This is a genomic window from Ruminococcus sp. XPD3002, from assembly GCA_900119535.1.
Taxonomy (GTDB): domain Bacteria; phylum Bacillota; class Clostridia; order Oscillospirales; family Ruminococcaceae; genus Ruminococcus; species Ruminococcus flavefaciens_H.
This window is the reverse complement of record FPJT01000001.1, coordinates 154,696-181,642: the sequence shown is the minus strand read 5'-3', so window position 1 is coordinate 181,642 and position 26,947 is coordinate 154,696. Positions and strand designations below refer to the sequence as shown.

At 46.1% G+C, this 26,947-nt stretch carries 21 protein-coding genes; 5 read left to right on the top strand and 16 right to left on the bottom strand.

Translation table 11 applies throughout. The annotated features are described in order from the left end of the window. Positions 1–194 precede the first annotated feature (194 nt). The 11 genes from BT127_RS00700 to BT127_RS00650 all read right to left on the bottom strand — a co-directional run bounded on the left by BT127_RS00700 (position 195) and on the right by BT127_RS00650 (position 15,407). Positions 195–1,835, bottom strand: coding sequence for a hypothetical protein (locus BT127_RS00700; RefSeq protein ID WP_075423104.1), 1,641 nt, complete (start codon positions 1,833–1,835; stop codon positions 195–197). Between the two features lie 27 nt (positions 1,836–1,862). Further along, positions 1,863–2,798 (bottom strand): class B sortase, encoded by a 936-nt coding sequence (locus BT127_RS00695; RefSeq protein ID WP_075423103.1) that lies wholly within the window; start codon positions 2,796–2,798, stop codon positions 1,863–1,865. A 26-nt stretch (positions 2,799–2,824) separates the two neighbouring features. After that, complete coding sequence (gene srtB / locus BT127_RS00690) at positions 2,825–4,189, bottom strand: class B sortase (RefSeq protein ID WP_075423102.1); 1,365 nt, start codon at positions 4,187–4,189, stop codon at positions 2,825–2,827. Positions 4,190–4,398: 209 nt separating this feature from the next. After that, on the bottom strand, positions 4,399–5,577 hold the full coding sequence (gene thiI, locus BT127_RS00685) for a tRNA uracil 4-sulfurtransferase ThiI (protein WP_075423101.1): 1,179 nt from the start codon (positions 5,575–5,577) through the stop codon (positions 4,399–4,401). A 34-nt stretch (positions 5,578–5,611) separates the two neighbouring features. Continuing rightward, positions 5,612–6,739: a cysteine desulfurase family protein gene (locus BT127_RS00680; protein ID WP_075423100.1), complete on the bottom strand. Its 1,128-nt coding sequence runs from the start codon at positions 6,737–6,739 to the stop codon at positions 5,612–5,614. Between the two features lie 100 nt (positions 6,740–6,839). Beyond that, positions 6,840–9,026: a SulP family inorganic anion transporter gene (locus BT127_RS00675; protein WP_075423099.1), complete on the bottom strand. Its 2,187-nt coding sequence runs from the start codon at positions 9,024–9,026 to the stop codon at positions 6,840–6,842. A gap of 22 nt (positions 9,027–9,048) precedes the next feature. Next, positions 9,049–9,822 (bottom strand): RNA polymerase sporulation sigma factor SigG, encoded by a 774-nt coding sequence (sigG, locus tag BT127_RS00670; protein ID WP_075423098.1) that lies wholly within the window; start codon positions 9,820–9,822, stop codon positions 9,049–9,051. Positions 9,823–9,902: 80 nt separating this feature from the next. After that, complete coding sequence (locus BT127_RS00665; protein ID WP_075423097.1) at positions 9,903–10,739, bottom strand: pyridoxamine kinase; 837 nt, start codon at positions 10,737–10,739, stop codon at positions 9,903–9,905. 141 nt (positions 10,740–10,880) lie between these two features. After that, positions 10,881–12,506: a type 2 periplasmic-binding domain-containing protein gene (locus BT127_RS00660; RefSeq protein ID WP_075423096.1), complete on the bottom strand. Its 1,626-nt coding sequence runs from the start codon at positions 12,504–12,506 to the stop codon at positions 10,881–10,883. Next, positions 12,506–14,107, bottom strand: a complete 1,602-nt coding sequence (locus BT127_RS00655; protein WP_075423095.1) for a hypothetical protein — start codon at positions 14,105–14,107, stop codon at positions 12,506–12,508. The genes BT127_RS00660 and BT127_RS00655 overlap by 1 nt, the downstream gene beginning before the upstream one ends. A gap of 13 nt (positions 14,108–14,120) precedes the next feature. Beyond that, positions 14,121–15,407 (bottom strand): GGDEF domain-containing protein, encoded by a 1,287-nt coding sequence (locus BT127_RS00650; RefSeq protein WP_175541890.1) that lies wholly within the window; start codon positions 15,405–15,407, stop codon positions 14,121–14,123. 406 nt (positions 15,408–15,813) lie between these two features. Here BT127_RS00650 and BT127_RS00645 point away from each other — a divergent pair, with 406 nt between their 5' ends. Continuing rightward, positions 15,814–18,123 (top strand): EAL domain-containing protein, encoded by a 2,310-nt coding sequence (locus BT127_RS00645; protein WP_075423093.1) that lies wholly within the window; start codon positions 15,814–15,816, stop codon positions 18,121–18,123. A 112-nt stretch (positions 18,124–18,235) separates the two neighbouring features. Here the strand turns inward: BT127_RS00645 and BT127_RS00640 are convergent, their stop codons facing one another. The 3 genes from BT127_RS00640 to BT127_RS00630 are packed head-to-tail and all read right to left on the bottom strand — an operon-like array spanning position 18,236 to position 21,513. Further along, positions 18,236–19,444, bottom strand: a complete 1,209-nt coding sequence (locus tag BT127_RS00640) for an ABC transporter permease (protein ID WP_075423092.1) — start codon at positions 19,442–19,444, stop codon at positions 18,236–18,238. Continuing rightward, positions 19,431–20,561, bottom strand: a complete 1,131-nt coding sequence (locus BT127_RS00635; RefSeq protein ID WP_075423091.1) for an ABC transporter permease — start codon at positions 20,559–20,561, stop codon at positions 19,431–19,433. Before BT127_RS00635 ends, BT127_RS00640 begins: the two co-directional genes overlap by 14 nt. Before the next feature lies 1 nt (position 20,562). After that, on the bottom strand, positions 20,563–21,513 hold the full coding sequence (locus BT127_RS00630; RefSeq protein ID WP_075423090.1) for an ABC transporter ATP-binding protein: 951 nt from the start codon (positions 21,511–21,513) through the stop codon (positions 20,563–20,565). A 182-nt stretch (positions 21,514–21,695) separates the two neighbouring features. Here BT127_RS00630 and BT127_RS00625 point away from each other — a divergent pair, with 182 nt between their 5' ends. Further along, positions 21,696–22,757 carry a sensor histidine kinase gene (locus BT127_RS00625; RefSeq protein ID WP_075423089.1) on the top strand — a complete coding sequence of 354 codons (1,062 nt, stop codon included), beginning with the start codon at positions 21,696–21,698 and terminating at the stop codon, positions 22,755–22,757. 18 nt (positions 22,758–22,775) lie between these two features. After that, positions 22,776–23,405: a response regulator transcription factor gene (locus tag BT127_RS00620; protein WP_075423088.1), complete on the top strand. Its 630-nt coding sequence runs from the start codon at positions 22,776–22,778 to the stop codon at positions 23,403–23,405. A gap of 29 nt (positions 23,406–23,434) precedes the next feature. Here the strand turns inward: BT127_RS00620 and BT127_RS00615 are convergent, their stop codons facing one another. Both BT127_RS00615 and BT127_RS00610 read right to left on the bottom strand, forming a co-directional pair. Next, entirely contained in the window at positions 23,435–23,944 is a 510-nt protein-coding gene (locus tag BT127_RS00615) for a site-2 protease family protein (RefSeq protein WP_075423087.1), read from the bottom strand. Continuing rightward, positions 23,932–24,198 (bottom strand): hypothetical protein, encoded by a 267-nt coding sequence (locus BT127_RS00610; RefSeq protein WP_075423086.1) that lies wholly within the window; start codon positions 24,196–24,198, stop codon positions 23,932–23,934. Before BT127_RS00610 ends, BT127_RS00615 begins: the two co-directional genes overlap by 13 nt. A gap of 186 nt (positions 24,199–24,384) precedes the next feature. Here BT127_RS00610 and BT127_RS00605 point away from each other — a divergent pair, with 186 nt between their 5' ends. Beyond that, complete coding sequence (locus tag BT127_RS00605) at positions 24,385–25,509, top strand: hypothetical protein (RefSeq protein ID WP_075423085.1); 1,125 nt, start codon at positions 24,385–24,387, stop codon at positions 25,507–25,509. 1 nt (position 25,510) lies between these two features. After that, positions 25,511–26,881 carry a DNA repair protein RadA gene (gene radA, locus BT127_RS00600; protein WP_075423084.1) on the top strand — a complete coding sequence of 457 codons (1,371 nt, stop codon included), beginning with the start codon at positions 25,511–25,513 and terminating at the stop codon, positions 26,879–26,881. The last annotated feature ends 66 nt before the right edge of the window (positions 26,882–26,947 follow it).

Genomic DNA, 26,947 nt, shown 5'->3' with positions numbered 1-26,947 from the left:
AAGCAGAACAAAGTTTCTTTATTTGGTTAAATTTTTTCTTGATTTTTCACCTTTCGGTGCCTTTTGGTGCCCATCAGGGCATTTTTATCCCCTCTCAGCACCCTTTTTCCAAAAAACGGCAATAAGTCTCTGAACGGGACTCTCTTTCCGCCCGTTCAAAGACTTATCTTATCAGTTCAGATCAGTTATTAAGATTAATATCCGTTGTAATTGTAATCTATATCGCCGTTTAGTGTTCCTGTATCGGGAGTCCATGCAGCTGCTCCTGTGTCTCCGCTCCATGAAGCGGCGCTCGGATCGGTATATCCGCTGTTGCCGGGATCGCTCCATGCAGGTTCTGTTCCCGAAGGATCAGTCCATGTTGGATCAGTCCAGCCTGTTGAAGGCTGTGAAGGATCGGTCCAGCCGGAAGGATCTGTAGGAGTCTGGACGCCCCAGTCTGTAGAAGCCTCTGTAGGCATCTCTGTACCGCCTTCTCCGTTCGGATCCTCAGGTTCTGTCGGGAATATCATATTTCCGCCGATATCCGTCGGATAACCGTTGGAGTAGTAGATCGACGGAGTTGGTGCGTAGTTCGGATCAACAACTACAGGAGTCGAGCTGCCCTCAGGTATCGGTTCGCCGTCAGGTCTCGGAGTATAGTAAACGTTGAACTTCGAGGATTTAAGTCCCATAGCAAGCTTGAACTCGTAACCCTTGACCGTCTTTTTATCATCGATGTTTACGTATGTGACATATCCCGTCTCGTCGGAATAGCTTGGCTGTATCCACCTGTCGGGATTATCCGAGAGCTTTATTCCGTAAGCTGCCTGTATCATATTTCTAAGCTGGAAGTCATCGAAGTATGTAACAGTACCGTAATGCGGATCGTAAGCCCTGTCGTAGTCACTTGAAACGCTTCTGAGGTAAGGAGGATCGGACCAGAATACCTCACTGCAGTTTGCAGTAACGCCGCCGCTTGATGCCGAGAACATAGTCAGGGCGAAATCGCCGTCATAGTAGAGGGCCTGTCCGAGTACCTCTGCACAAGCGTCAACCACGTTCTGTGGCGGGAACGGCTTGCAGCGAAGGTCACTTGAATCGTTTCCGTTGTACTTACAATAAGTATATACTGCAACAGCCTGAGCCTTGATAGCCTCGTAAGCCATGCTTCCGCCGACTTCGTTGTAAACTATCTGTGATACCATTGAAAGTACATCACCCGAAACGCCTGCAACAGTTATCTGTTCTTCCTCTGCCATGCCCGTATTCATAAGGTATGTATCGGGATAATAGTGGAAGAGGATGTCCTGATAGGTCCAGCCGCTGTACTGTGCATAGAAGTTTGCACCATTCTGGCTCATACCTACTCCGTGTCCCCAACCGTAGGTAACGACAGCGAATTTACCCGGTACGCTGTCTATCTGCGGTTCACTTTCAAACCACGGGATGTCTCCGACGTAACCGCCTGTGACGTTAAGTTCAACAGGTGTAGGATCCTTACTTTTGCCGTTAGCACTGTTCTTGTCCTTAGCCTTAGCCTTTCCGTCGGCAGAAGCTTCGGGAGAAGTCTCGTAGCTGATGAGTGAAAGGCTGTCATCATACTCATCAAGTTCAGCCTTGTACCACTCTATCTCCTTGTTTTCATCTTCCTCAGCCGCCGTAGTCTCTTCTGTAGAGGCTTCTGTAGCTGATTCAGTGTCAGTTGAAGTAACTGCGGTAGTCTCTGTAGTCTCCGCAGCCGTAGTTTCAGCTGTAGTTTCTGCGGCAAATGCCGAGCTTACAGGCATCGTGCATGATATCACAAATCCCGCAAGCAGAGCTGCCGCTCTTTTAAATGGTTTCTTGATATTCATAAATACACTCCATCTTAAATAAGTACCTTACTGTCCCTGAGCAGCCTGTTCGGTCTCCTTAGGAGCTTCGGTAGGTGCGTGTGCCTTTTTATATTCTTCTGTACGTTCTATAGAGTTGAGGTCTCCTGCAACTTCGCCGTCACGGAGTCTTCTTGCAACTATTATAAAACGTGAGTTATCCTCATCGGCGTAGCAGGTGGAAAGAGTTACCAGCTTGTCGCCGTACTTTACATCAACGCCTGTATCATACATCTGACGTGCATGAACGGTATCCATGAACTCCTTGAACTCCTTCTCGTTGTCGAGTTCCTCCATATTCCAGTAAAGGAAATCGGAGTACCAGTTTCCGCTGGTAATGAGGAATCCGCAGATAACATAATCGTAATCACGGTAATTGGAGCTGAGCTGAACGAAAGGTGCCTGCTCGTAGAAATCGAAGTCCTGACGGTATCTTCTCAGCGAACCGAACATGGTGTTGTTTGCCATGTTGTGTCCGTAGATTATGATATTCTCGGACTGATCGTCCTCATCTGCACCGAACCTGTCACGCCAGTCCATGAACAGTGTTCCGCAGCGGAGGAAGCTTCCGTCCAGGTCGTGGTCAAGGTAGTAGGAGTTTTCTTCATAAGCCTCGCCGCCGTAATAATCCTTTCCGGCAGGTATCGCGCCGGGATCTCTTACGAAGGGATAATCGACATCGGTATTCGGTATCCTTATCCAGCCGACTACATCCTTGTTCTTTTTCAGGAGCATCTTCGCTCTTTCAGTCATTCCCTCCTCTGAGGGGACGTAATCGTAAAGGGGAACTGTAGGCGCTTCCGTAGGAGCCTCTGTAACTTCTGCCACGGACTGCGATACAGGTTCCTCATTGTCTTTTCTTGTAACTGTGTATGTTATCACGCCTGCTCCGATAAGTACAAGTGCTCCTGCGCAGGCAGCGATAGTTTTTGCCTTTTTATCCATTGCTAAGTGTCTTTCCTTTATTTCCGTTATTTCTCGGGACCATAAGGCACAAATTCTGCTTCTGTGTCATATTTCTCGTTTTTCTTTGTTGCGTAGTACATAGACGGCCATTTGATGTTGGGGTTAGCCTGACTTCCGACAGTACCCTTGACAGGATCTTCACCGTCACGTACAAGCCTTGCCATTACGATAAGTCTTCCCCTGTCCACAAGAACGTCATCGTTGCAGGTGGAAAGTGTGAGCAGCTTATCGCCGTACTTCACATCAACATCATTAATGCGGAGAGTCCTGCGCTTCGCCTCGTTGACGAACTTATAGAATTCCTTCTCGTCAGCGAAATCGAGTTTATTCCAGCAGTCATACTTTGTATCGGTCTCGTCATCGGCGTCAACGATGAAGAAAGCGAATATCTTATATGTATAAGCCGCATAGTTGGAATTGAACTGTATAACGGGATGCTTTTCATAGTAATCAACATTGCGGTAGTAGTACTTAAGGCATCCGAACATGCTGTCATCGCCCATATTGTGACCGTATACCACAAGGTTATCCGAGTTTTCACAGTTGAGATGATGATCTGTAACATCATCGTAGTGGTTTCTGTAGTCGAGGAACAGTGCGCCTGCACGGGACTCCTCTCCGTTGAAATTGATATTGAGGTACTTGTCGTTATCCGATGCCTGAACAACAGGAAGGTCAACAGGAGTATCCTCGATAGTCATATATCCGATAACTTCGGGATTTATGTCCATCAGCTTCTTTGCACCAGTGAGCATTTCGTAGTACTTTTCCTCTTTTGTCTCATCAGCAGGCTGATTGTTTACGGGATAAGTATTGTAAAGCTCTGCAAGGCTGTTGTTCTCCAGGCTGTTGCGCCAGAGATCAAGGTAATAATCCGCAACAAGATATCCGCATACTATTATAGCTATGATAGATATGAGGAATATTATCTTTCTGAGGACCTCGAAGAAGCTGTCACCTTTTTCGGGGAAAAGTCCGCGGAGATTCTGTCCGACGGTCTTTTTCTTCTTCTTTTTCTTCTTTTTAGGCACTGCTGCCGCACCTTCGGGTACCGCGCGCATAGGAGGAGGTACAGGTCCGCCGGGCATTGTGCCTACAGGCTGCACATTTTCTCTTACTGGCGGCGGTGAAGGCGGTCTCTCATCGGGTACAGGCATTATCCTTGTCTTGGCAAGCTCCTCATCATCAGCGGGTATCTCTTCCTGTATCCGAACAGGAGGTACAGCTTCTGCTTCAGCAGCCGCTTCTGCACTTTCATGGCTTTTCTCTGCCTGTTCTTCCTGAAGATTATGAAGCGAATTCTTTATTGCTTTTATTCTTTCGGCTCTGGAAAGAGCCTCTGTATCGTTCTGATTCTGATTCTCGTTCATTATGACCCTTTCGCCTCCTCAGCAATCATAAATATTTGCCGAAAAGGCAGTTTTTATTTGCAAGTGCGTATAATATCGCACTTTACTATTCTCTTTATTGTACACCAAAAGCATATGGTTTGTCAAGGATTACGATAAAATATTCATACTCTCATCACTTGTCTGTCACTTTAAACGTCCGGACAGCAGGTGTCCGGACGTGTTTTTCCTTATTTCGGGAATGAGAATGTCTTAAGCTGTGTACCCTCTACCGCTTTCTGTATCAGCGGTTCAAAGTCGAAGCTGTTCTGCGCCTTCTCTATATCTTCAAGGCGGGGACGAACCTTCGGATGACGAGGGGTAAATACTGTACAGCAGTCCTCATAAGGGAGAGTTGAAATGTCGAATGTGTCTATTTTACGGGATATCTCTATTATCTCGGTCTTATCCATGCCTACGCAGGGACGGAATACAGGTATCCTGCATACAGCGTCCGTGCATACCATTGCAGCCATTGTCTGGCTTGCTACCTGTCCAACGCTCTCACCTGTAATAAGTGCAAGGCAGTTATCCTTTTCTGCGATGCGCTGAGCTATCTCCATCATCAGACGGCGCATTATTATGGTGAAATACTCCTCGGGACAGTTATCCTTGATAGCCTCCTGTATCTCGGTAAAGGGAACACAGTGAAATGCGATGCCTCCGCAGTATTCCGTAAGCTTCTCGCAGAGCTGCTCAACTTTGAGCTGTGCTCGGTCGGAAGTGTAGGGAGGACTCACGTAGTGAATAGCTTCGATATGAACTCCGCGCTTTGCCATCATATAGCCTGCAACGGGACTGTCGATACCGCCTGAAAGCAGGAGAAGTGCCTTGCCGCTGCTGCCTACAGGAAGTCCGCCTGCACCCTTGATATTCTCTGCGTGAACGTAGGCGTTTGTATCACGTATCTCTACTGTAACAGTAACTTCGGGGTTCTTTACGTCCACTTCCAGATGCGGGAACTTGTCGAGGATGACTCCGCCAAGTTCAGCACATATCTCAGGGGATTTCATGCAGAATGCCTTGTCAGCACGCTTGGATGTTACCTTGAAGGTCTTTGCACCGCTGAGGATATCAGCTGTATACTCAAGGCACTTTGCCGAAATGTCGCTGAAATCCTTCTCGCACACACACGCACGGCAGAATGCTGCGATACCGAATATCTTGCTGAGACGCTCCAGAACGTCGCTAAGGTCGATATTCTCGTCCTGCGGTGTTATGTAAAGTGTGGACTGTGCGCTGAAATAGCTGAATTTGCCCAGAACCTTTAGTCTGCGTTTTATATTCTTAGCCAGCATGTCCTCAAAGCTTTTCTTGTTGAGTCCCTTAAGGACCATTTCTCCGTATTTTACAAGTACGATCTCTTTCATATTTATTCTCCTATACTATTAATAATGTATATTGTCAGCCTCTAACCTTTTCCATTCCCTCACGAACGGCATCGCAGAACATTTCCAGTTCTTCCTCTGTAGTTTCTGCGGTCATGCTTATGCGTACAGCACTGTCAGCACGTTTTCCCGTTATGCCGAATTCTCCGAGAACTCCGCTCTGCTGTCCCTTTGAACAAGCCGAACCGCTGGAAACATATATCTCCTTGCTTTCAAGGAAGTGGAGCATTATCTCCGAACGCTTTCCCTCCGCTGATATATTTACTATGTACGGCGAACCGTCCTCAGGTGAATTGACTGTAACTCCATCAACGGACGAAAGCTTGTTGATGAGACTGTTTTTAAGTCCCGAAACGGTATCATAGCGCTCCGAAATGGTGGGAGAAAGCTCCTTAACTGCCGCACCGAATGCCGCAATAAGCGGTACGCTCTCTGTACCCGAACGGATACCCTTTTCCTGCTTGCCGCCTGTTATTATGGGTAGAACTCTTATCCCCTTTTTTATGTATAATGCGCCGCATCCCTTTACGCCGTGTACCTTATGGCCGCTGAGCGATATCAGGTCCGCCTGAAGCTGATTCACCTTTACAGGCAGCTTCATGTATGCCTGTACGCAGTCGCAGTGGGTAACAGTCTCGGGGAAACGTCTCTTTACTGCGGAAAAGACTTCCTTGACGGGGAGTATGTAACCCGTTTCGTTGTTCACGTACATCATCGTAACAAGGACTGTATCCTCGGTGCATGCGGAAATGAAGTCCTCTGCACAGAATCTGCCGTCCTCACGGGGCGAAACACGTACTACCTCGAAGCCTTTTTTCTCCATATCCGCAAGAGTCTCGTCCACAGATGCGTGTTCGACAGACGAAGCCACTATCCTGTGTTTTTTCCTTCCGTAGGCAGCGGAAGCTCCGCGAATAGCAAGGTTATTGCTCTCGGTTGCGCCTGAAGTGAAGTAAATGCATCCGCTTTCAGTACCAATAGAGTCAGCGATAGTTTTCCTTGCGGCATCCACTGTAAGCTGAGCATTGAGCCCTGCACGGTGGAGTGAAGAGGGATTTCCGAAATTATCAGTCATAGCCTCGCAGGCTGCCTTTACTGCCGCACTGCACGGCTTTGTTGTTGCCGCATTATCAAGATAAATCAAAGGGAACCATACCTTTCCAAAAAACAATAGTATTTCTTATTATATCATATTGACGTTTATTTTTCCATAGCAAAGAGACATATTTAATCGTTTTAACAATTCAACTTTTATCAGCCTTTCCGTACAGCTCGTCTATATACTCCGCATACCCGGGATCAGTCTCCCTGATATGCGCCGCAGCTTCATTACGGTGACGGATAAGCTCCGCATACAGCTCGGGTTTATTGGCTTCAAGCTCCTTCTCGAAACGCCTTGCGTACTCCCTGACAGTCTCAAAGGCCTTCGGATCGTGCTGTTCAAGGCGCATGGCAAGCTTTATCCTTCTCAGCTCTATGGCTTCCTCTATCTTGTCCTCGTCTATGCCAAGCTTCATGGATAATTCACTCAGGTGAGTCTGGAGATGCACAAGAAGCTCCTCCTGATCCAGCTCACTGATGCCCTTCCATATGCCTTTAGCCTTGATTATGCGGTGAAGCTGTTCCTCAGCGTTCTCCTTGTCGGTATCTATCTCGGCAAGCATCTGCTCTGTGTATCTTTCAAGCTCCTCCTCTGCCATCGAACCGAACGCCCACTCAAACTCCAGTCTGCGCTGATTTCCCGCATTGAGTACCGCATCCTTGCTGAACTCGTTATCCGCAAGCTCATAGGGCGGACGGTAGCCTGCGGCGGCAAGTGCGGCAGGAATAGTCCTTCGGCAGTGTCCCTGCTCGACAAGATAACCTATGCCCAGTTCACGGAAACGGTCGTTCAGCGAACCAATATGCGAGGCGAAGTAGAAGCTGATTCCCGAACGCTCCAGTGACTTATGAAGTGCTGCTATCCTGTCCGCAGCTGTTATGTCGATATTGCATATCGCTCCCGAATCCACTATAACGCACTTGGTCTCAGGCTTGACAGCGTTCTCGATATCGGCAATGAACAGGTTTATATTTGCAAAGTACAGATTACCCGAAAACCTGTACAGCACTACCTCTTTAAGGGGTACAGAATATGTATTCCTGTCGATGCTGTGGAAGCCTTCTCTGCCCGGGATGATACCCAGGAAGGAACGTTTCGGGTTTGCGGTCTTGAAGATAAGCGATACAAAAGAGAGGATAACTCCTATCATTACGCCGTAGACAGTACCGAAAACAAGTACACCGAAAAACGAACCGAAGAAAATGAAAAGCTCCCTTCGGTCATGCTTGTAAAGACGCTCTATCAGTTCAAACTCGACTGCACCGAGAAGTGCCGATATAACTATCGCCGTAAGCACGGGTACAGGCAGATACTGTATGAATCCTGTGAAGAAAAGCAGTATCAGCATCATGGTAAGGGATGCTGTTACGGACATGACCTGCGATTTTCCGCCGTACTGTTCACCCATTGAGCTTCTCGAAACAGAGCCGTTAACGGGACAGCATCCCGTAAGACAGGCAGCTATATTACCAAGTCCGTAAACAAGGACTTCATTGTTCTCGTTAAGTTTGTAGCCGTTCTTGTTGGCAAGGTTGTTCGATGCAAGCAGAGTCTCGGCCATTATAACGATAGCTACAGTGAAGCTGACTGTAAGGATATCCGTCAGCATATCCGCTTCAAAATGAGGAAATCTCCACGAGGGCAGTCCCCTTTCTATAGCAGCAAGCTTTGCAACTCCGTATCTGTCCGCAAATCCGAAGTAACCGAGCAGCGCTCCCCCAGCCATTACGAATACGGACATCGGCAGCTTGGGGACGAGTTTTTTCGACACAAGCAGAACCGCAAGTGAAACCGCTCCCAGCAACAGTGACATTGGATTCAGCTGACTGCGGCAGGTATGTACGATGTGTTCCGCAAGCTCTATCAGTTCTCCCGAACCGCTCGAACCTCCGAGTATCTTGGGTATCTGCATCAGTATGATAGTTGTGGAAATACCACTGATAAAGCCTCCCATAACAGGAGTAGATATGTACGCCACAAGCTTTCCTGCTTTCAGCACAAAGAAAAGCAGCAGCCACATCCCCACAAAGAACGTCACCGCAGGTACTACCTCAACTGCACGTTCAGAGCCTGACTCTATCCCCGATGATACGAGAAAAGCTCCTACAAGTGCCGCAGGAGCCGCATCAACGCCGAATATGAACTGCGGAGAGCTTGAAAAAAGGCCGAAAATGAGTATCGGGAAAATAGAACCGTAAAGTCCGTAAACAGGCGGAAGTCCCGCTACCTGAGCATATCCCATGGATATTGGTATCGAGACAAGCGCTATTATTATGCCCGTAATTATGTCTACAGGCAGAGATCTTCGGTTTAAACCTTTTATTATCATACTTCCTCCGTATCGTACAGCGCTACACGCTGTTTTTAATCTGTTTTATCGCACCCTTTTCAAGTCGTGAGACCTGCGCCTGAGATATGCCTATCTCACGGGCGACTTCCATCTGAGTCTTACCCTGCAAAAAGCGCAGATAGAGTATATTTTTCTCACGTTCGCCAAGTGCCTTTATAGCATCGCGGATAGAAAGCTCGTCCAGTCTGCTCTCGACGTCGTTTTTATCGCCTATCTGATCCATGATATAGAGTGTATCATCCGAATCCGAGTAAACAGGTTCATAAAGCGAAACGGGATCGGCTATGCTTTCGAGTGCAATGACAACGTCCGCTCTCTTTTCGCCTATCTCATTGGCTATCTCCTCTATATCGGGTTCACGCTGATTCTGAAGTATCAGCTTTTCCTTAGCCTGTATCGCCTTGTATGCAAGGTCCCTGAGCGAACGGCTCACCTTAACGTGACTGTAGTCCCTGAGATGCCTTCTGAGTTCGCCTGTTATCATAGGTACGCAGTAGGTAGAGAATCGCACCTCTTTTGTAAGGTCGAAGTTATTTATCGCCTTGATAAGTCCGATAACACCTATCTGAAAAAGGTCGTCCACATCCTCTCCCCTGCCTGTGAACCGCTGTATCACGCTGAGCACAAGGCGAAGGTTGCCCTTGATGAGCTTATCCTTTGCCGACTTGTTCCCTGTTTCTCTGTACTCTTTCAGGAGAGCAGTTTTCTCCTCTTCCTTGAGTACAGTGAGCTCGGATGTGTTTATCCCTGATATTACTACCTTGTTGTACGCCATAACAATACCTCTTCCGTAAATTGTCTGTGGTATTATTATGGACAGAGTCAACAAATGTAATCAGCGGTAATAAATGGAAATCATTCCTTAACGTATTTTATCAGCTTATCGAGACAAAGTTCGAAGCAGCTTCCGTACCACACCTCATCCGCATAGGGAAGCGTAGCGTGTATGCAGTCGGCTGTATAGTCCACAGCCATTTTCACGGACTGTTCAAGGCTCTTGCCGAGAGTAACTGCTCCCGTGAATACACTGGAGAAAATGTCTCCAGTACCGTGCATGGTCCTCTTTACGTGTTCGCGGAAATAGAAGCTGAACTCGTCCCTTTCCGAATCATAGGCAGCTGCGCCGTGGTGTACATCGTCAAAGCGCACTCCCGTAAGCACAGGAGTAGGACATCCCAGCTCAGTAAGGCGGCGGAGTATCTCCTTTACGCTTTTCTCATCGTGTATCTCGGAATATGGTATACCGAGAAGCATTGAAGCTTCGGTGATATTCGGTATTATGTAGTCGGCTTTGGAGCAGAGTCCTGCCATTGCCTTTACGAAATCGTCCGTAAAGCCTGCGTACAGCTTGCCGCCGTCCGCCATAGCAGGATCCACAACGATGAAATTATCGTCCGTACCGAACGTATCAAAGAAATCGGAAACTATATTCACCTGCTCTATAGAGCCCAGATAGCCTGTATAAAGCGCATCGAACTTCAGTCCCAGATTCTTCCAGTGCTCAGCAACAGCAGGGATGTCTCCCGTAAGGTCACGGAAGGTATATCCGCTGAAACCGCCTGTATGAGTTGAAAGGACCGCAGTAGGTATAACAGCGGTCTCTATGCCCATTGCCGAGATTATCGGCAGTGCAACGGTAAGCGAGCATTTGCCGAAGCACGATATATCCTGAATAGTTACTGCTCTTTTCATATTCTAACTTCCTTATCAATTATATTACTCACATTATACCACGCCGAAGCTCCGCCGTCAATGCGGAGAAGATTATTTGTGCAGATATCTTCAGATATGCAAAAAAGGACCGCTGCAAATTACAGCGGTCCTTTCACCTCATCACAGTCCGCTTCTCCTGCGGACTTCCTCCGTCAGTTCATCGAAATAGACCTGTGAGTCTATCTTTCCGTATTCTTCTTTATATTGCGCCCATTCCGATTCAAAATCATCAGACATTACTACCTGTGGCAGATATTTATGCTTCAGCGCATCTATCTGAGCCATGACTCTTCCTCCGGGAGTTGAATCATCCATTGCATTTGAAAACGTCCACATAGGGTACCAGGGTTCATTTTCGGGTGCAGGATTCAGAAGCTCCACATAGGTGTTTGCATCATAAGCATCAAAGCATTTCTGTATCTCGGGATCGAGTGATTTATAGTATTCGTAAGGCTGATATGCAGGACAATAGGCATTTATTCCGTCCTGCGCCATGCCGAAAGCATAGGGCAGATAGCCGTATACGCAGTTATGATTATATGCGTAGTCAGGTGTTGACAAAAGCTTCTTCTGTTCATCGCTCCTGTAGAATACACCGTTTTCGTCAACGCTGTAGTCCACTCCTTCAACGCCCCAGAACCTGAGATTCATTATCTCGGGAGAAAGGATATCGTTCAGGAACTTTACAGCTCCCTCGGGATCGGTACAGCTGATAGATACGCCAACTCCCGACGAGCCGTTGAACGCCTGACGCGAATGATAATGCTCTTCTATGCCCTTTTCAGCCACTATGCCGAAAGGTATATATGTACTCTCGACGGGCAGATCTCTTGACGCTGAATCAAAATTCCACTTCTGATCCACAAGTCCGAGAACTCTGCCTGTCTTTATCTTTGCGTAATACTGCTCCGAATTCTGCATGAAGCATCCCGGATCGATAACGCCCTTTGAATACTCATCGTTCAGCTTCCTGAACCACTTCTCAGCTGTGGGAGAGAGATTATAGTCCTTTGCAGTGAGAGTTTCTGGATCGACGATACAGCAGCCGTCATTGGGATAGCCGTCAAGGAACATCGGCGGATTATCAAGGCTGAAAAACATGGTATCAGTAGCAAGAAGCTCGAAACCTATATAGGGATCACCTGCTTCATCCTCGGGATGAGCCTCCATATATCCCTCTATAAGTCCGAAATAGTCATCAAGGGTATACAGCTTGGGATAGCCTGCCCATTCAAGGACTTTGAGCTGTATCCAGAACGCCTCATCGGTGTGGTTCGGATTGGTGTCCTGAAGGTAAACGTTCGAGAAAAGCGGTATATAGTAGATATGCCCGTCCTTATTCCTTATCCTGTCCCAGGTCTTTTCATCGAAGAAGTTCTTAAGATACGGGTAGTCGTCCCAGTAATTATCAAGAGGAATGAGAGCGCCCGCATCGATAAGCTTATTCATATTCGCTGAATCGGGATATATAAGATCGGGGTATTTGTTGGACACCATAAGATCCGTAAACTTGGAGTTAAGGTCCTCTTTTTCGTTGAGCCATGTCTCCTCGCACTTCGCCCCTATCTTTTCGGCGATTATCTGCTGTATATCGTTATCCTCCGCAATAGGATTGCCCGTAGTGGCAAAAAAGCTCGTATATACACGCACTTCATTGTTCTGCTCATTTATTTTCTCTCCGCAGGAGGCCGATGCCAGAAGCATACATGCCGCCGCAGTGAATGACACTATTCTTTTCAGATCCATCAGTCATTCCTCATTTCCATATTAACTATTATAGTCAGAACGAGCTTGAAACCCGTTTTGGCGTCTATCTCTATCTCGGCATTATTTCCGAAGGAATGCTTAAGGCGGAGATAGGGGTTATAGACGTTTCTGTGGTTGAATGAATACTCCTGACTGATATCAGCGTCCTCAAATATAGCATTGAGCTTTAGTATACGTGTGGCAGCAGGCTTTACATCGTTATCATAACGAAGTATGACTCTGTTGCCCGTACATTCAAGGTTAAGTGAAGGATTTCCCTCATATCCGAGGAGATTGTTCGCAATGAGCATAAGGCAGTATGCAGGAACAGCCTTTTTATTATTGGTATCCTCCGATACATAGACCTTTGCCTTCGGATGAGCCTCGCCCACACGCTTTACCATTTCAGCTTCTGCCGAAAGAGGCACCATTTCGGAATAACTCTCCTTGACCAGTGAAGGAAAGAGTTCACGTACATTGAGTTCGGCATCAAGGCGCATAGCAGTGCCGAACAGGTCGTTATAATCGTGATCCTTTGCACGTATATCCTCATTTTTCTGCTGATATTCACTGCTTCGCAGGGTAAGCCTTTCCGACAGCTCAACACATATATCCGCCATCTGACCTATCTCATCCGCACCGATATCACCTTTTGCAAGCGCAGAAAGATTTCCCTCATGCTCAAACATCTCCCTGCACTTCTCTGTACGCTTTGCTATATCATGAGCGAAAAGCTGTCCGAGAACAAGCACAGCAAGTATGAGAAGCAGGAAAACTATGAAATACGGCAGGTTTTCCATGAGGATACTGCCGATGGAATAGCCTTCAACATTGGCATAGTACTCAAAGTCGGCGGAATAATAGTTCCTTGTAAGGCACTCGTATCCCTGATCTATGCTGATCTCGCTCAGTTCCTCACTGCTGTTGCTGTAGATCATCGTACCTCCGCTGAAAATATGTATACCGCCGTCGAAATCAAGGGAATCGCAGGCTTTTTTCAGCAGTTCGGTATTGATATCTATTTTAAGATAGCAGTCACCGTGAGTCATGCGGTTGAAATCCATTTTACGTACAAGCGATATGATACCTGTTTCGGGATCGCAGTAAACAAGCATAGCCTTGTCATACTTCTTATACTTCTGGAACCATTCGCTTCGTTTTATGCTGTCGATAGTATCTATTATTCCTCCTGTGAGGATAGTGGGATTCTCGGTATAAACGGTATAGCTCTTGATAGTATTGAGCTCCGCCTTTGTAAGCGGATTATTGTTCTGAAACTGATAATACGCTTCATAATACTTTGAAGAAGACGTATATTCTGTATCAAAGAAATCATACATAGTGCTGTCTGCATAGATGTTTCTTGCTATGGATACAGCATTGTCAAGTTCCATTTTAAGCAGTTCGTCCGCAACTGAAATAGCTGTTTTTTCCATAGATTTCTCGTTTCTGCTGCTGACAGCGAACATGCTGATTATCAGTGCAGCCGCCATCACAAGCGCAGCTACCACCGATATGATATTGATGATACGGATCTTTGTCCTCAGCTTGACATCCGAAAGGACAGCAGCTCCGTTTTTCCATATTAATTTGTCGAACAAAACGATACCTCCGTTACCTTTCAGGCATATTGAGCAGTGATTTGAGCTCTGATTTCTTGGCATACATGTTTTCCTCGGCTTCGGTCATAAGCGCATCGTAATTATAAGGCGCCTTTGAATAGGCATAGCCGTAAGAAAGCGCACACTTAACAGAATCCGAACTTCTGTTAAGAATGTACGGAGAGTCTTCTTCAACACATTCGATCACACGGTCGATCGATCTGTAGGTGCATTCCGTCATCACCATCATGAATTCGTCTCCGCCCATTCTGAAGCAATAGTCATTTTCGCCGATGAACTTCCTGATGTAGTCAGCGGCATTCTTTATTACCATATCGCCCCGTTCGTGGCCGAGGGTATCATTCATAAGCTTAAGATTATTTACGTCGAAATAGATGATACAGACAGCAGAGCTGTTCCTGAAAAGTCCCTCCATAGAATTATAGCAGCGCTTATTGAAAAGCTGAGTCATACCGTCATGGTTAGCGTCATATATCGCCTTTGAAAGGCTTTCCTCACCGCTGTTTATATCCATGAACATCTTGCCTACAGCTCGTCCGAGGTCGCTTATCTCGTCCTCATTATCGGAATTGATGAAATCCGCCTTATCCGCAGGCACCTCTCGTTCTGAGGACGAAGAAAAGATCTCTGCCATTTCCGTTATCTGCTCTATGGGATGGAATATAGTGCTGTACATATATTTTTTCAGAAGGGCAGCAAAAGCAAGGCCTCCCAGCATCACAAGGGCATAGACCGATGCGATCGCTGCAAAGTAATTCTTTGAATGGCCTGTATCCATCTCTATGATTATATATCCCGCAAGAACATCATCAAGCGTTCTTACGGGACGAAACGCATAGTATGCCCCGTTGAGTTTTGAGGTCCATGTTTTTCTTCCGTTTATAAGTTCGGCTTTCACCGATGATTTATATCTGTCAAACTCCAGTTTAGTTCCGAGTCCGCTGCCTTCGGTATCATAGATATAGCTTCCGTTGGTACTGTTGAAGCTTACAAGTGATATCCTTTTGAGCCATTCACTGTTATCATTGCGGTAAACCTTAAGCTTTTCCAGAGTATCAAGATACTCTGAATCGGGCATCCTTGTTGAAAGGCACTCTCTCGCCTTATCAGCATCGATAGTTATAGCTGCAAATTCAAGAGACGCTTCGGCTAATTGTTTCTGATCCCTGTAATCAAGCCTGTTCACGCAGACATAAGTAAGTATAAACCCAAAGATAACGAAAGCGGTCATAACAACTGTAGTTATCATGCTTACATTGTTTCTTATAGATCTACGCATATTCTGCTCCATTAAAAAGTTTCTTTCATCCTTTTATTGCGCTGTGTCCTGATGCGCATCACGCACGATAAGTACGTGAAACAGACGCGGATCAATACTATATGCAGTATAATAATCCTAATATAATTTTACTACAATTATCACTATTTGTCAATTAGCATACAAAATTTTTTAGTAATATCGCCCCATTTTTATACCATACGTTTTAAATAGCAAGTTATAATATTTATTTTTTAAAAAACACATTACATATGATTGACAACCTTTTTCACGTATGCTAAAATGAAATTGTATAATTCAGATAGAATGATACCGTCGGATGAGTGACGGCTATGGTGATATGACGGCCTCTTAATATTAAAGCTCACATGGACTTTTCTAAGAGGTATTTAAAGGGTGATGGAATATGATATTGTTTTTTATTATCTGTCTGTATTTTACGGCAGGTCTTATCCTGTTCGGCTGCTATTTCAGCCTGCGGCGGTCCTATGATATTGTCATAGCACACCCCGTAAGGCGCGTAACGATTGCAAGTGCCGCAGCTGTGGCATGCTATGCTACAGCTATTTTTATCAAGAACGAAACTGTCGCGCTTATCATAAGCGGTGCATATTTCTTCTTCATCGATGTAACGCTGATATCCCTTATGGTATTTATAAAGCGTTATACGGGAATGCCGAAGAATCTGAGAAAAGAAGCCTCTATACTCAGTATCGCCGCTGTGATAGACGGTATATTCCTTATTGCCAATATTTTTACGGATACCGAGTTTGAACTCAGTACCATACACGACGGACTCGGCCTTTCTTTCAATATAATAAAGGAACGGGGCATCTTAGGAAAATTCCATATACTCATTGTATATGGTTCGCTCCTTATCATAATCATAGACCTTCTTAAGAAGATCTCACGTTCTCCGAAGATCTATAAGGTAAAATACGCAAGTATACTCATAACCCTCTGCATAACTATAGTGATCCACTGCATTTACAGACGTGCTTCTCTCAATTTCGACTATTCGCTCATCTGCTATGCGCTCCTATCCTATGTTATACTCTATTTCTCAATAGTTTATATCCCACGCGGACTTATGGACAGACTCCTGTATTTTACAGTCGCCAATATGAAGGACGGTATCATCTGTATCGATATCGACGGCAGATGTATCCACTACAATAAGCCTGCAATGCTTTACTGCGATGCCGTTACAGACAAGAACAACATCGAAACACAGGTAAATAAATGGCTCGGCGAACAGCTGAAAGGCTCCTATGACTACCACGAATGGGAATCTGTACGCCGAATCGAAGGCGTTGAACATCATTACGAGATAGAGTTCCAGCGCATTTTCGATTCACAGATGAAATACCTCGGAAGCTTCTTCCTTATACGCGATATGACCGACGAATTCCAGCGCTTTTCAATCGAACAGTTCCGTGCAACACACGATGCACTTACAGGCATCTATAACAAGGATCATTTCTTTGAATCCGCAAAGGAACGCATCTCGGAAAATCCCGATACCGATTACTGCATCATAACGACCGATATCAAGAACTTCAAGATAATCAATGATATCTTCGGCGTTGAAAAGGGCGACGCACTCCTGAAACAGATCGCTGCAACAGTAGAAAAAGCAGCAGGAAGCAACGCCTGCTACGGACGGCTTTCAGGGGACAGATTCGCTATCTGTATACCGGAAAATGAATTCAGCGAGGCTGAGATACTTTCAAGATTCGAGGCTTTATCTTCATTCCTGAACAACAGTTCTTTCAAGGTCTTCGTCCATATCGGAGTCTATAAAGTCAGGGACAGAGACCTTAGAGTATCAGTCATGGTGGACAGAGCTAACCTCGCTATCCGCAGGATCAAGGACAACTATCGCAATTCAGTGGCGTATTTCGACGATTCTCTCCGTGCAAATACTATCCGCGAGCAGATGGTGATAAGTGAATTCGACAGCGCTATTGCAAAGGGCGAATTTCAGGTATATATACAGCCGCAGGTCTGCTCCGACGGGGTAATTTACGGCGGAGAAGCTCTCGTCAGATGGATACATCCCCGTGAAGGTCAGATACCTCCCTCGGCATTCATAAAGATATTTGAAAAAACAGGTCTGATAAGCAAAATGGATCAGTATGTCTGGGAACAGGCTTGCATCTACCTCAGATACCTGAACGATCATGGCGTAAAAAACACCTATATATCAGTAAATATCTCCAAAAAAGACTTCTTCCTGCTTGATGTTTACGAGATATTTACCTCTCTCATCAGTAAATACAGACTTGATCCGCATTCCCTCCACCTGGAGATAACCGAGACAGCTATAATGAGCTCTCCAGAAAAGCAGCTTCCACTCGTTAATAAGCTGCGTAACTTCGGCTTCATCGTCGAAATAGACGACTTCGGAAGCGGTACATCATCCCTCAATTCACTGAAGGATATCAATGCAGATGTTCTGAAAATAGACATGGGCTTCCTGCAGAAGACCAATAATCCCGAACGCGGACGTACTATCCTCAGAACTATCATTGATCTTGCAAAATCACTCGATATGAAGGTCATTACAGAAGGCGTCGAGCACCCTGATCAGGTAGAGTTTCTTTCAGCATGCGGATGCGATGTCTACCAGGGATACTATTTCTCGAAGCCAACTACCTTCAATGACTTTGCTGCAAACTACCTTAACAAGTCCATAAACACGGTAAATATATAAGCGATATAAGCTTACCGCAAAAAAATACGTAACGAAAACAGGGTACCTTTCATCTGAAAGATACCCTGTTTTTTCCGAATTTTCAATTATCATCCTATAACGACAGGTGCGTTCAGCCTTTAACTGCTGCAACTGCCGCTTTTTTCTGTAATGCTGTACTGTTATAACGCGCCTTGCTCATAACTATCGTAAGAAGTGCCATAACCACTGCAAATGAAGCTTCTATAAGTAAATACTGCGCTAATTTCGTGCTGTTGAAAACCTCTGTGCCGTCCAGCATCATATTAGCTTTGATGTACCAGAATGCAGGCATGAAACGTGCTGCTGCGATAACTCCTGCTCCAAGAAGCTCCTGCTCCACAAACACTCCGCACATAAAGCTCATTCCAAGGCTTATAACCTGATTTATGAAATTGACTATATCCATGTTGCTTACGAACGTTGAAAGGAATACTGTTATCGAACCTGCGACCATAGCGTAGATAAAGCTGTTAAGGACCGCAAGCCACGCCCTGCCATTGTATACGCCTCCATAGAGTATCATTCCTGCAATGACGAATACGAGCCATACACCGATAACGAATACTGCACTGCCGAGAAGAACCTGCTTTGTGTATGAGGATGAATCAAGGCTTGAACAATTTGTACGGAAACGAAGTTCTTTTCTGTTCATTGCCATGAGTACGGGGCAGAGAGTACCGACAACTGCTGCGATAAGGATGTATGCCATATAGCGGTAATAGCTTGCAAAACCGTGTGGATAGTCTTCATTTTCATCGCCTGTGAAGCTGATAACGTTCACATCCGCATCCTCCAGAAGAGCCTCTTTTGCGCTCTGAGATGCACTGAGAGCGTCCTCGCCGCCTGCAATAAAAGCTGAAACAGACGAGAAGTAGCTGTTTATGTCCTGTTCGAGAAGCATGGTATTATAGCTCTCGTGCATATGCCTTGAATCGATGATGCCGTCAGTCTCACCCTTTGCAAGGCGGTCCGCAAATCCTTCGTTTATGTTTATTACACGGTCAACTGCAATATAGAAAAGGGAATCCATTATAACTTCGTCGTCGTTTTTCAGTTCCTTGATAGTGTACTTCTCAGCAAGATAGCTTGTAAATTCACGGCTTTCGGGAGTATTATCCTCATCGAATATGCATATACCGATGTGCGATTTGCTCTCTTTGGCGAACATTTCCTTTGTTGAACCCGGATTTGACGAATTCAGCGACATAGGGATCGCTATACCGAGGAATATTCCCACATAGAGCATCGCAAATCTGATCCTTTTCTTAAGGACCTTCATGAATACCTTAAAGATTTGCATATCTCTTCCTCCTTGTAATGATTATGCCTGCAGCTGTGCAAACAACCGTAATGACAAGCATTGTTATTATTCTTGAAATAAAGCGTGAGTAATCGCTGTACATATTCAGGCTGAACAGCGAGTCAGCCACAACTGTTGCAGGATTGATCTTGTTGAGCCACGGGATGTGCTCAGCTATGATACCCTTCATCTGTCCCATCATAAGACCGCTCAGGAAACATGAAAGCATCGATACTGCCATAACTATTCCAATCTTTGCCTCTAAGCTGAAACGATTCACAGCGCCGAAAAAGAAACCGAATGAAACTCCGAGTATTCCTCCAAGTATTGCCGCAGCATATACAAGAAGCAGTCTGTCGCCGAAGTCTATTTTCAGCACGAAATGAGTGAACGTAACACATAGTATCATACAAGCCGACTGCATTATAAAGCTTCCCGTAAGATCAGCAAGCATTGAGACGGATTTAGGTGTAGGAGAACAATTCTTTCTTGCTCCGAGAGCTGAGAGATTAGCCTGATTCTGAACGGTGATATGCAGTCCTGTTACTGAGCCGTACATAGCCACCATTGCAATAAGGTTGTAGAAATACTGCACGTAGATATCAGGATCACCGTGTGTCACAGGGATATCCCTGCATGCTGAAACATCCTCAGAGAGCTTGCCCACAACTGCCTGTATCTTCGACGGATCTTTTTCAGCTGTTTCCTTTATTATCTTCTCGTTGACACCGTACTGCTCAACGAAGGTCTTCAGTATCACCTGATCCATTTTCTGCTCGGTAACCGAGAGTGAAAGCTTGTCGCCGACATAGATTATACCGCTTACCTTGCCGTCTTTCAGAAGCTTCATTGCATTTTCCTCATCGGTATACTCAACATCTAAAAGCGGCTCGTCGGATTCTTCAATAGAATCGATGACCTGATGAAAGACAGGATCAGACGTGGTTTCAACTACTGCTGTCGGAATGGAACTGAACAGCACATCATTCTCGTAAACATTGCCGAACGCAACTTTGAAAAGAGTTCCAAGCAGGATCGGGAAAAGCATGAGCCAGAAAAGGAAGCTCTTTACCCTGAATCCCGAAATCAGCATGTATTTAAGATCATGGAAAAACATATTAATCCTCCTTGTCCCTGAGAGCCTTGCCTGTTATCTCAAGAAAAACGTCATTAAGTGTGGGAAGCTCGCTGTAAACTCTGCCGAAAGCCATATCGTGCTTCTGAAGCACATCAAGGATGCGTATGAGATTGTGCTTGCCGCCCGAGCAGTAAACCGTCAGCTTTTCGCCGTCGTAGGCTGTATCATATACATGAGGAAGAGCAGATATCTCCTTGATGATATCCTCTGATACATCGAGAATCTCTATATTCACGGTCTCGGTATTGCGTATCATCCGCTTCAGCTCATCCTTAGTGCCTTCAGCTATCTTTCGTCCCTTGTCCATGATAGCTATGCGGGTGCATATCTGCTCGACCTCCTCCATGTAGTGAGAGGTGTATATAATAGTTGCGCCCTGCTTGTTAAGCTTCTGTATGCCCTCGAGGATATTGTTTCTGCTCTGGGGATCGACCGCAACTGTTGGCTCGTCAAGGATTATCAGCTTAGGCTTGTGAGCGATACCGCAGGCTATATTCAGTCGGCGTAGAAGACCTCCCGAAAGCTTTTTCGGGTAGAACTTCCTGAAATCCTCCAGTCCCACGAACTTTATAGCGTCCTCAACACACTTTCTGCGCTCCTCCTTATCGGTTATGTAAAGGCCGCAGAAATAGTCGATATTCTCGCTGACGGTGAGTTCCTCATACACCGCAACATTCTGCATTATAACGCCTATTTCCTTCTTTATGTCATAGGCTGTGGGGCTCATTTCCTTACCAAAGACCTCGATATCGCCCTTGTCAAAGGCAAGAAGTGAAAGCAGACAGTTTATCGTAGTGGTCTTGCCCGAACCGTTCGGACCGAGAAGTCCGAATACCTCGCCTTCTTTTATATCAAGACTGAAATGGTCGAGAGCTATAAGCTCTCCGTATCTTTTAACAAGGTTATTTATCTTTACAACTGAATTTGCCATACTGTTGTACCTCCTTTGGTTTATGTATCCATTATACACCATGAAAAACAGATGCGGTAGTGTCCGCAGTCAGTATTTTCACATGACATTTGTCATGAACTTTCTCCCGATACCCGCACTTGAAAGAATCTGCGTCATATGTTATAATGAGATTGATCAAAGAATTCAAGGAGGTTTAAAGCATGAGCAGACTTATCGACAAAAGCGTGATACTCCTTCTCTGCCTGCTGGCTCTGGGACTATCGGAGAATATCGCAGCTCCCGTTGCATCTCTCCTAATCGCTATGGCAGGCTCTTCGCTTGTGCAGATATTCTCGGGCACTAAAAAGGCTGCGGCAGTAATTCTGGTATGTTCAGCTGTATGCGGCGTTATACCGTCCTGTTTCTGCACCGTCCCCCTTATGCTTTACGACGCTCTGTACGAAAAGAAATGGTGGGCTGTACTTCCTGCTTCGTTAGTTCTCATTACGCCGACAGGTCTTAAACCGTATCAGTACATGATAACCGCCGCAGGAATACTTATCGCTGTTATAATATACCGCAGGATATCGGGATTTGAACAGAATCTACAAAAAGTTACCGAACTCCGTGACAAGGTAAAAGAACAGAACGTACTTCTCTCCGAAAGGAACAAACGTCTTACAGAGGCGCAGGATAACGAGATACGAATGGCAACTCTAAGCGAGCGAAACCGCATAGCAAGAGAGATACACGATAACGTGGGACATATGCTGACACGTTCACTGCTTCAGGCAGGTGCCCTCATGATAGTAAACAAGGACGAGAATATGAAAGAGCCGCTTTCAAGTCTGAAAAACACCCTTGACAGCGCTATGACAAGTATACGCGAAAGTGTCCACGGTCTTCACGACGAATCCGTTGACCTTAAAAAAATACTGGAGGAATCCATCAGCAGTGCCAATGAAAAATTCAGAACATCCCTTGACTATGATATCAGCAGTGACATCCCGGGAAAGCTGAAATTCTGCTTTGCAGGCATTGTAAAGGAAGGCGTATCAAATGCTCTGAAACATTCAAACGGAGACAGACTCCATGTGATACTTCGCGAGCATCCCGCATTCTATCAGCTTCTCATTGAAGATAACGGAAGCTGCGGAACAATAAAAGAAAGCGGCATCGGCCTCAGAAATATGGAGGACCGTGCCGCCGCTGTAAACGGTAATATCAGTTTCAACCCTTCGGATAAGGGATTCCGCATTTTTATGTCAGTTCCGAAAGAGTAAAAGAAAGGAAATAAAGGTATGAATATCGCAGTAATAGATGATGACAAGCTTGTAGCGCTTTCACTGAAAACTATCCTGGAAAGCACAGGCAAAATAACCGTTGCGGCTATGGGTTCAAGCGGAAGTGAGGCGATCGGTATATATAAGGAAGTCCGCCCCGATGTCATGCTTATGGATATCCGTATGGAAGGAATGACTGGTCTTGAAGCAGGCGAGAAGATACTTAGTGACTTCCCCGAAGCAAAAATCCTCTATCTCACGACCTTCTCCGACGACGAGTATATAGTTAAGGCACTGAACATCGGTGCAAAGGGATATATCCTCAAACAGGACTTTGAAGGCATCGCTCCCGCACTTGAAGCGGTTATGGGCGGACAAAGCGTTTTCGGAGACAAGATAGTAACCAAGCTTCCCGAACTGATGAAGCCAAAGTCCGCTTTCGACTACGCTTCATACGGCATCAGCGACAAGGAGAAAGAGATACTCGAACTTGTGGCAGAGGGCAAAAGCAACAAGGAGATATCCTCCGAGCTTTACCTCAGCGAAGGAACAGTCCGCAACTACATCAGTTCGCTCCTTGATAAGCTGTCTCTCCGTGACCGAACTCAGCTTGCAGTGTTTTACTATACCGAGATAAAGAACACCTGATACCGCCTATATGGGAAATACTTTCATATTTACTGCTTCAGACTAAACAATAAATATACCAGAACACAGACAGCGACCGCTTGCAGTACGGTCATAATTTTTCTCCACAGCGCTTCCGAGGGACTGCCCTCAGCTATCAGCAGGAGAAGCGCTCCGCCGTCCAGAAAAGGAAAAGGAAGCAGATTGAACAGTCCCTCAGCCAGATTCAGCTCTGCGGCATAACAATTCCTGCCAAACAACTCCAGCAGCAGAAATGCGGCTATATTGACCGCAGGTCCGCTCATCAGAACAGCTATCCCCTCCCTGAGCGAACGGGGCGGAGGTGCAGTTATACGGATACCCAGTCCACTGAACTCGACACTGCTGACTTTTCCGCCGAAAAAACGTATCGCAATGCAGTGTCCCAGTTCATGGATGAGACATACTCCATAAAATGCGAGTATCACTCTGCTGTCCCTGAGAAGAAATATCAGCGCATTGAACACAAGGAAAGAATACCTTACTCTGAAAGCCGTACCGCCAAGCTTTATCCCATCCATCTCCTGAGTATCATCCCTATCGGATCCTCTATAAATCCCTCTCGGCTGCTCAGCTCCTTTAGCAGTGCGATAAGCTCTCCACCGAGGTCAGGTCTGAAAATATTTATACCTATCAGTGCAGCCGCTATAACTATGCATACTACTGCCTGTACAGCCGCAGAGTCGTCAGCCCGCGGCTCTTTTTTCAGCTCTATGAGACCGTCAGTCTGCTCATCCTCATACATCTCATCTTCCACTCTGTTCTCATCTGTCATATCATCATCTCCTTCAAGGAAAAACGTCCCTTACCAAAAGAATATGTACATCAGCAAATTTTTATCACATTCCTGACACTTATTTTTCAGAGTTTATTTCCAGTTGTAATAATATCTTAATTGACATTAATCTGCAAAAATGATACAATATAAAATATATATAGTATAATTACGGAGGAATATATCGTGAATAGATCAAAATGCATACTGCTCGCTTTAGCTGTAACAGGTTTACTCTCTACCGCAGGCTGCTCTGCAAGTCAGACGGAGTCGGAAGTAAAAGAACCTGAGATAACAGATCCTGCAACTATAACCTTCGATTGGCAGAACGCTTACGAGAATAAGCTCAAAGACTTTATGAGCTCTGATAAGTACCTCGCCAATAAAAAAGGCAGCATCGGACAGTCTATGTTTGAGATACGTGACCTGGACGGCGATGATACTCCCGAACTTATAATATCTCCCGATACAGACCTTGCCACACCCTGCGAGATATACACCTACTCCGCTTCAACTCTCTCCCCTGCAGGCGAGATCGGCAATTACGGAACTTTCAGATACTATCCCGATATACACATCCTCGGAAACGAATACGAGGGACAAGGATTCATGCTCGGCAAGTTCGTAAATATCGAAGAGGGAGTACTCAACGAGGTAATGTCCTACAGCGACAACACTGCTTCCGCTTCATCAGGTGCTACTATATTCCACGAAATAAACGGCGAGGACGTCAGCCGTATAGAGTTCGATGCGGCTCTTGCCGACTTCAATAACAACTTCTCCTTCGATGCAGGCAGAAAATGCACTTTCGGCGAGAAATCTATCCACGAGGCTGTACGTTGTGCATACGGCTGGGGCGGCGCTCTTACCGACTCGCAGAAAGAGCTTTGCAGGAACCTCCTTACAGAGGCAAACAACAATGCGGTTAATGCAAACCGCAATGCCGCTTTCGAGTTCTGCGACCTGAACGCCGACCTCATCCCCGAGCTTCTTATTTCCGACGGCACCGAAGAGGGCGCACTTTGCCACATCTACTACTTCAGCGGCGAAGAACTCATCGAACTTGAAGGTTCCTACGGCGCTTACGGACAGATATCCTTCGATATCGGATGCAATGTATTCTACTCCGTTGGTTCAACAGGAACTTCATACTGGAGTCTCGGTGCAGAGAGCTTCTCTGCCGCTGATTATAAGGCTTCAGACAGCATTATCGACTGCGGACGTCTCTTTGAGCTCAGCGAGAAGAACATAGAAAAAGCACTCTCCGCAGGTTCAGACGGAACCGATACCGAGACCGACGAGGCTGAGTGATATGGCTAAGTCACGTTACGTTTACGTCTGCAATCAGTGCGGATACGAAAGCTCCAAGTGGAACGGAAAATGTCCCTCCTGCGGAGCCTGGAACAGCTTTGAAGAAGAAACACTGGACAGCTCCCCCGTTGCAAAAAGGGGAGCTTCTCAGTCTGTACACGGTCTCAGCGACAATATACTCGAACTTGAAGATATAGGCGCAGATACCGATATACGCTATGATACGGGCATCGGTGAGCTTAACCGTGTTCTCGGCGGCGGACTTGTAAAGGGCTCTCTTGTGCTTCTGGGCGGCGAACCGGGTATAGGCAAGAGTACCATTCTCCTTCAAATATGCCAGTATCTCGGCAAAGAACACTCAATACTCTACGTTTCGGGAGAGGAATCCGCAAGACAGATAAAGCTCCGTGCCCAGCGTCTGGGAGTAGACTCGGAAAATCTCTACCTCCTTACAGCTACCGATGCAGAAGCAATTGCGGCTACTATTACCGAATCCGCTCCTGATATAGCCATTATCGACTCTATACAGACCATGAGCATAAACGGCATCTCCTCCAGTCCCGGAAGCCTTACACAGGTGAGAGAGTGTACGAACCTCTTCATGCACACCGCCAAGGACCAGGAGATACCCGTTCTGATAGTCGGTCACGTTAATAAGGACGGCGCTATCGCAGGTCCGAAAGTCATGGAGCATATAGTGGACGCCGTTCTCTACTTCGAGGGCGAACGTCATCAGAGCTACAGGATACTCCGTGCAGTCAAAAACCGTTTCGGCTCTACCAATGAGATAGGCGTTTTCGAGATGCTGGACAAGGGACTTGCCGAAGTCGCAAATCCCTCACAGATGCTCCTTGCAGGACGTCCCCACAATGTATCGGGGACATGTGTTGCCTGTGTCATCGAGGGAACACGTCCCATACTTGCCGAAGTACAGGCACTTGCATCAAAAACCAGCTATGCCGCTCCAAGACGTATGGCTACAGGATTCGATTTCAACCGTCTGAATATAATCATCGCCGTTCTTGAAAAGCGTCTCGGGGTATTCATGGGTACCCTCGATGTTTACCTGAATATAGTCGGCGGATTCCGTCTTGACGAACCGGCAGGTGATCTTCCTGTTGCAATGGCGCTGTATTCGGGAATAATGGACAAGCAGATAGACGAGGAGCTTATCGCTTTCGGCGAGATAGGTCTCGGCGGCGAGATACGTTCCGTTTCACATGCCGCTCAGCGCATAAGAGAAGCCGAGCGCATGGGATTCAGAAGGTGCGTGATACCGCGTCAGTCCGCATCCTCCATTGATCCGAAGGACTACAGCATTGAAATAATACCAGTTTCGACGCTTAAACAGGCATTCAGTCTGATAAAATAAGGCAATACATGAAAAAAGGAGCTCGGGGAAGCTCCTTTTCTCATTATATCATTATATTAGGGACCT

What these genes read in the sequence shown, in the direction of transcription:
- BT127_RS00610 (WP_075423086.1), bottom strand. Translation starts at nt 24,198, where the DNA reads ATGACAGATGAGAACAGAGTGGAAGATGAGATGTATGAGGATGAGCAG.
- BT127_RS00620 (WP_075423088.1), top strand. Translation starts at nt 22,776, where the DNA reads ATGAATATCGCAGTAATAGATGATGACAAGCTTGTAGCGCTTTCACTG.
- BT127_RS00625 (WP_075423089.1), top strand. Translation starts at nt 21,696, where the DNA reads ATGAGCAGACTTATCGACAAAAGCGTGATACTCCTTCTCTGCCTGCTG.
- BT127_RS00695 (WP_075423103.1), bottom strand. Translation starts at nt 2,798, where the DNA reads ATGGATAAAAAGGCAAAAACTATCGCTGCCTGCGCAGGAGCACTTGTA.
- thiI (WP_075423101.1), bottom strand. Translation starts at nt 5,577, where the DNA reads ATGAAAGAGATCGTACTTGTAAAATACGGAGAAATGGTCCTTAAGGGA.
- BT127_RS00645 (WP_075423093.1), top strand. Translation starts at nt 15,814, where the DNA reads ATGATATTGTTTTTTATTATCTGTCTGTATTTTACGGCAGGTCTTATC.
- BT127_RS00635 (WP_075423091.1), bottom strand. Translation starts at nt 20,561, where the DNA reads ATGTTTTTCCATGATCTTAAATACATGCTGATTTCGGGATTCAGGGTA.
- BT127_RS00675 (WP_075423099.1), bottom strand. Translation starts at nt 9,026, where the DNA reads ATGATAATAAAAGGTTTAAACCGAAGATCTCTGCCTGTAGACATAATT.
- radA (WP_075423084.1), top strand. Translation starts at nt 25,511, where the DNA reads ATGGCTAAGTCACGTTACGTTTACGTCTGCAATCAGTGCGGATACGAA.
- BT127_RS00660 (WP_075423096.1), bottom strand. Translation starts at nt 12,506, where the DNA reads ATGGATCTGAAAAGAATAGTGTCATTCACTGCGGCGGCATGTATGCTT.
- BT127_RS00630 (WP_075423090.1), bottom strand. Translation starts at nt 21,513, where the DNA reads ATGGCAAATTCAGTTGTAAAGATAAATAACCTTGTTAAAAGATACGGA.
- BT127_RS00665 (WP_075423097.1), bottom strand. Translation starts at nt 10,739, where the DNA reads ATGAAAAGAGCAGTAACTATTCAGGATATATCGTGCTTCGGCAAATGC.
- BT127_RS00700 (WP_075423104.1), bottom strand. Translation starts at nt 1,835, where the DNA reads ATGAATATCAAGAAACCATTTAAAAGAGCGGCAGCTCTGCTTGCGGGA.
- sigG (WP_075423098.1), bottom strand. Translation starts at nt 9,822, where the DNA reads ATGGCGTACAACAAGGTAGTAATATCAGGGATAAACACATCCGAGCTC.
- srtB (WP_075423102.1), bottom strand. Translation starts at nt 4,189, where the DNA reads ATGAACGAGAATCAGAATCAGAACGATACAGAGGCTCTTTCCAGAGCC.
- BT127_RS00650 (WP_175541890.1), bottom strand. Translation starts at nt 15,407, where the DNA reads ATGCGTAGATCTATAAGAAACAATGTAAGCATGATAACTACAGTTGTT.
- BT127_RS00640 (WP_075423092.1), bottom strand. Translation starts at nt 19,444, where the DNA reads ATGCAAATCTTTAAGGTATTCATGAAGGTCCTTAAGAAAAGGATCAGA.
- BT127_RS00615 (WP_075423087.1), bottom strand. Translation starts at nt 23,944, where the DNA reads ATGGATGGGATAAAGCTTGGCGGTACGGCTTTCAGAGTAAGGTATTCT.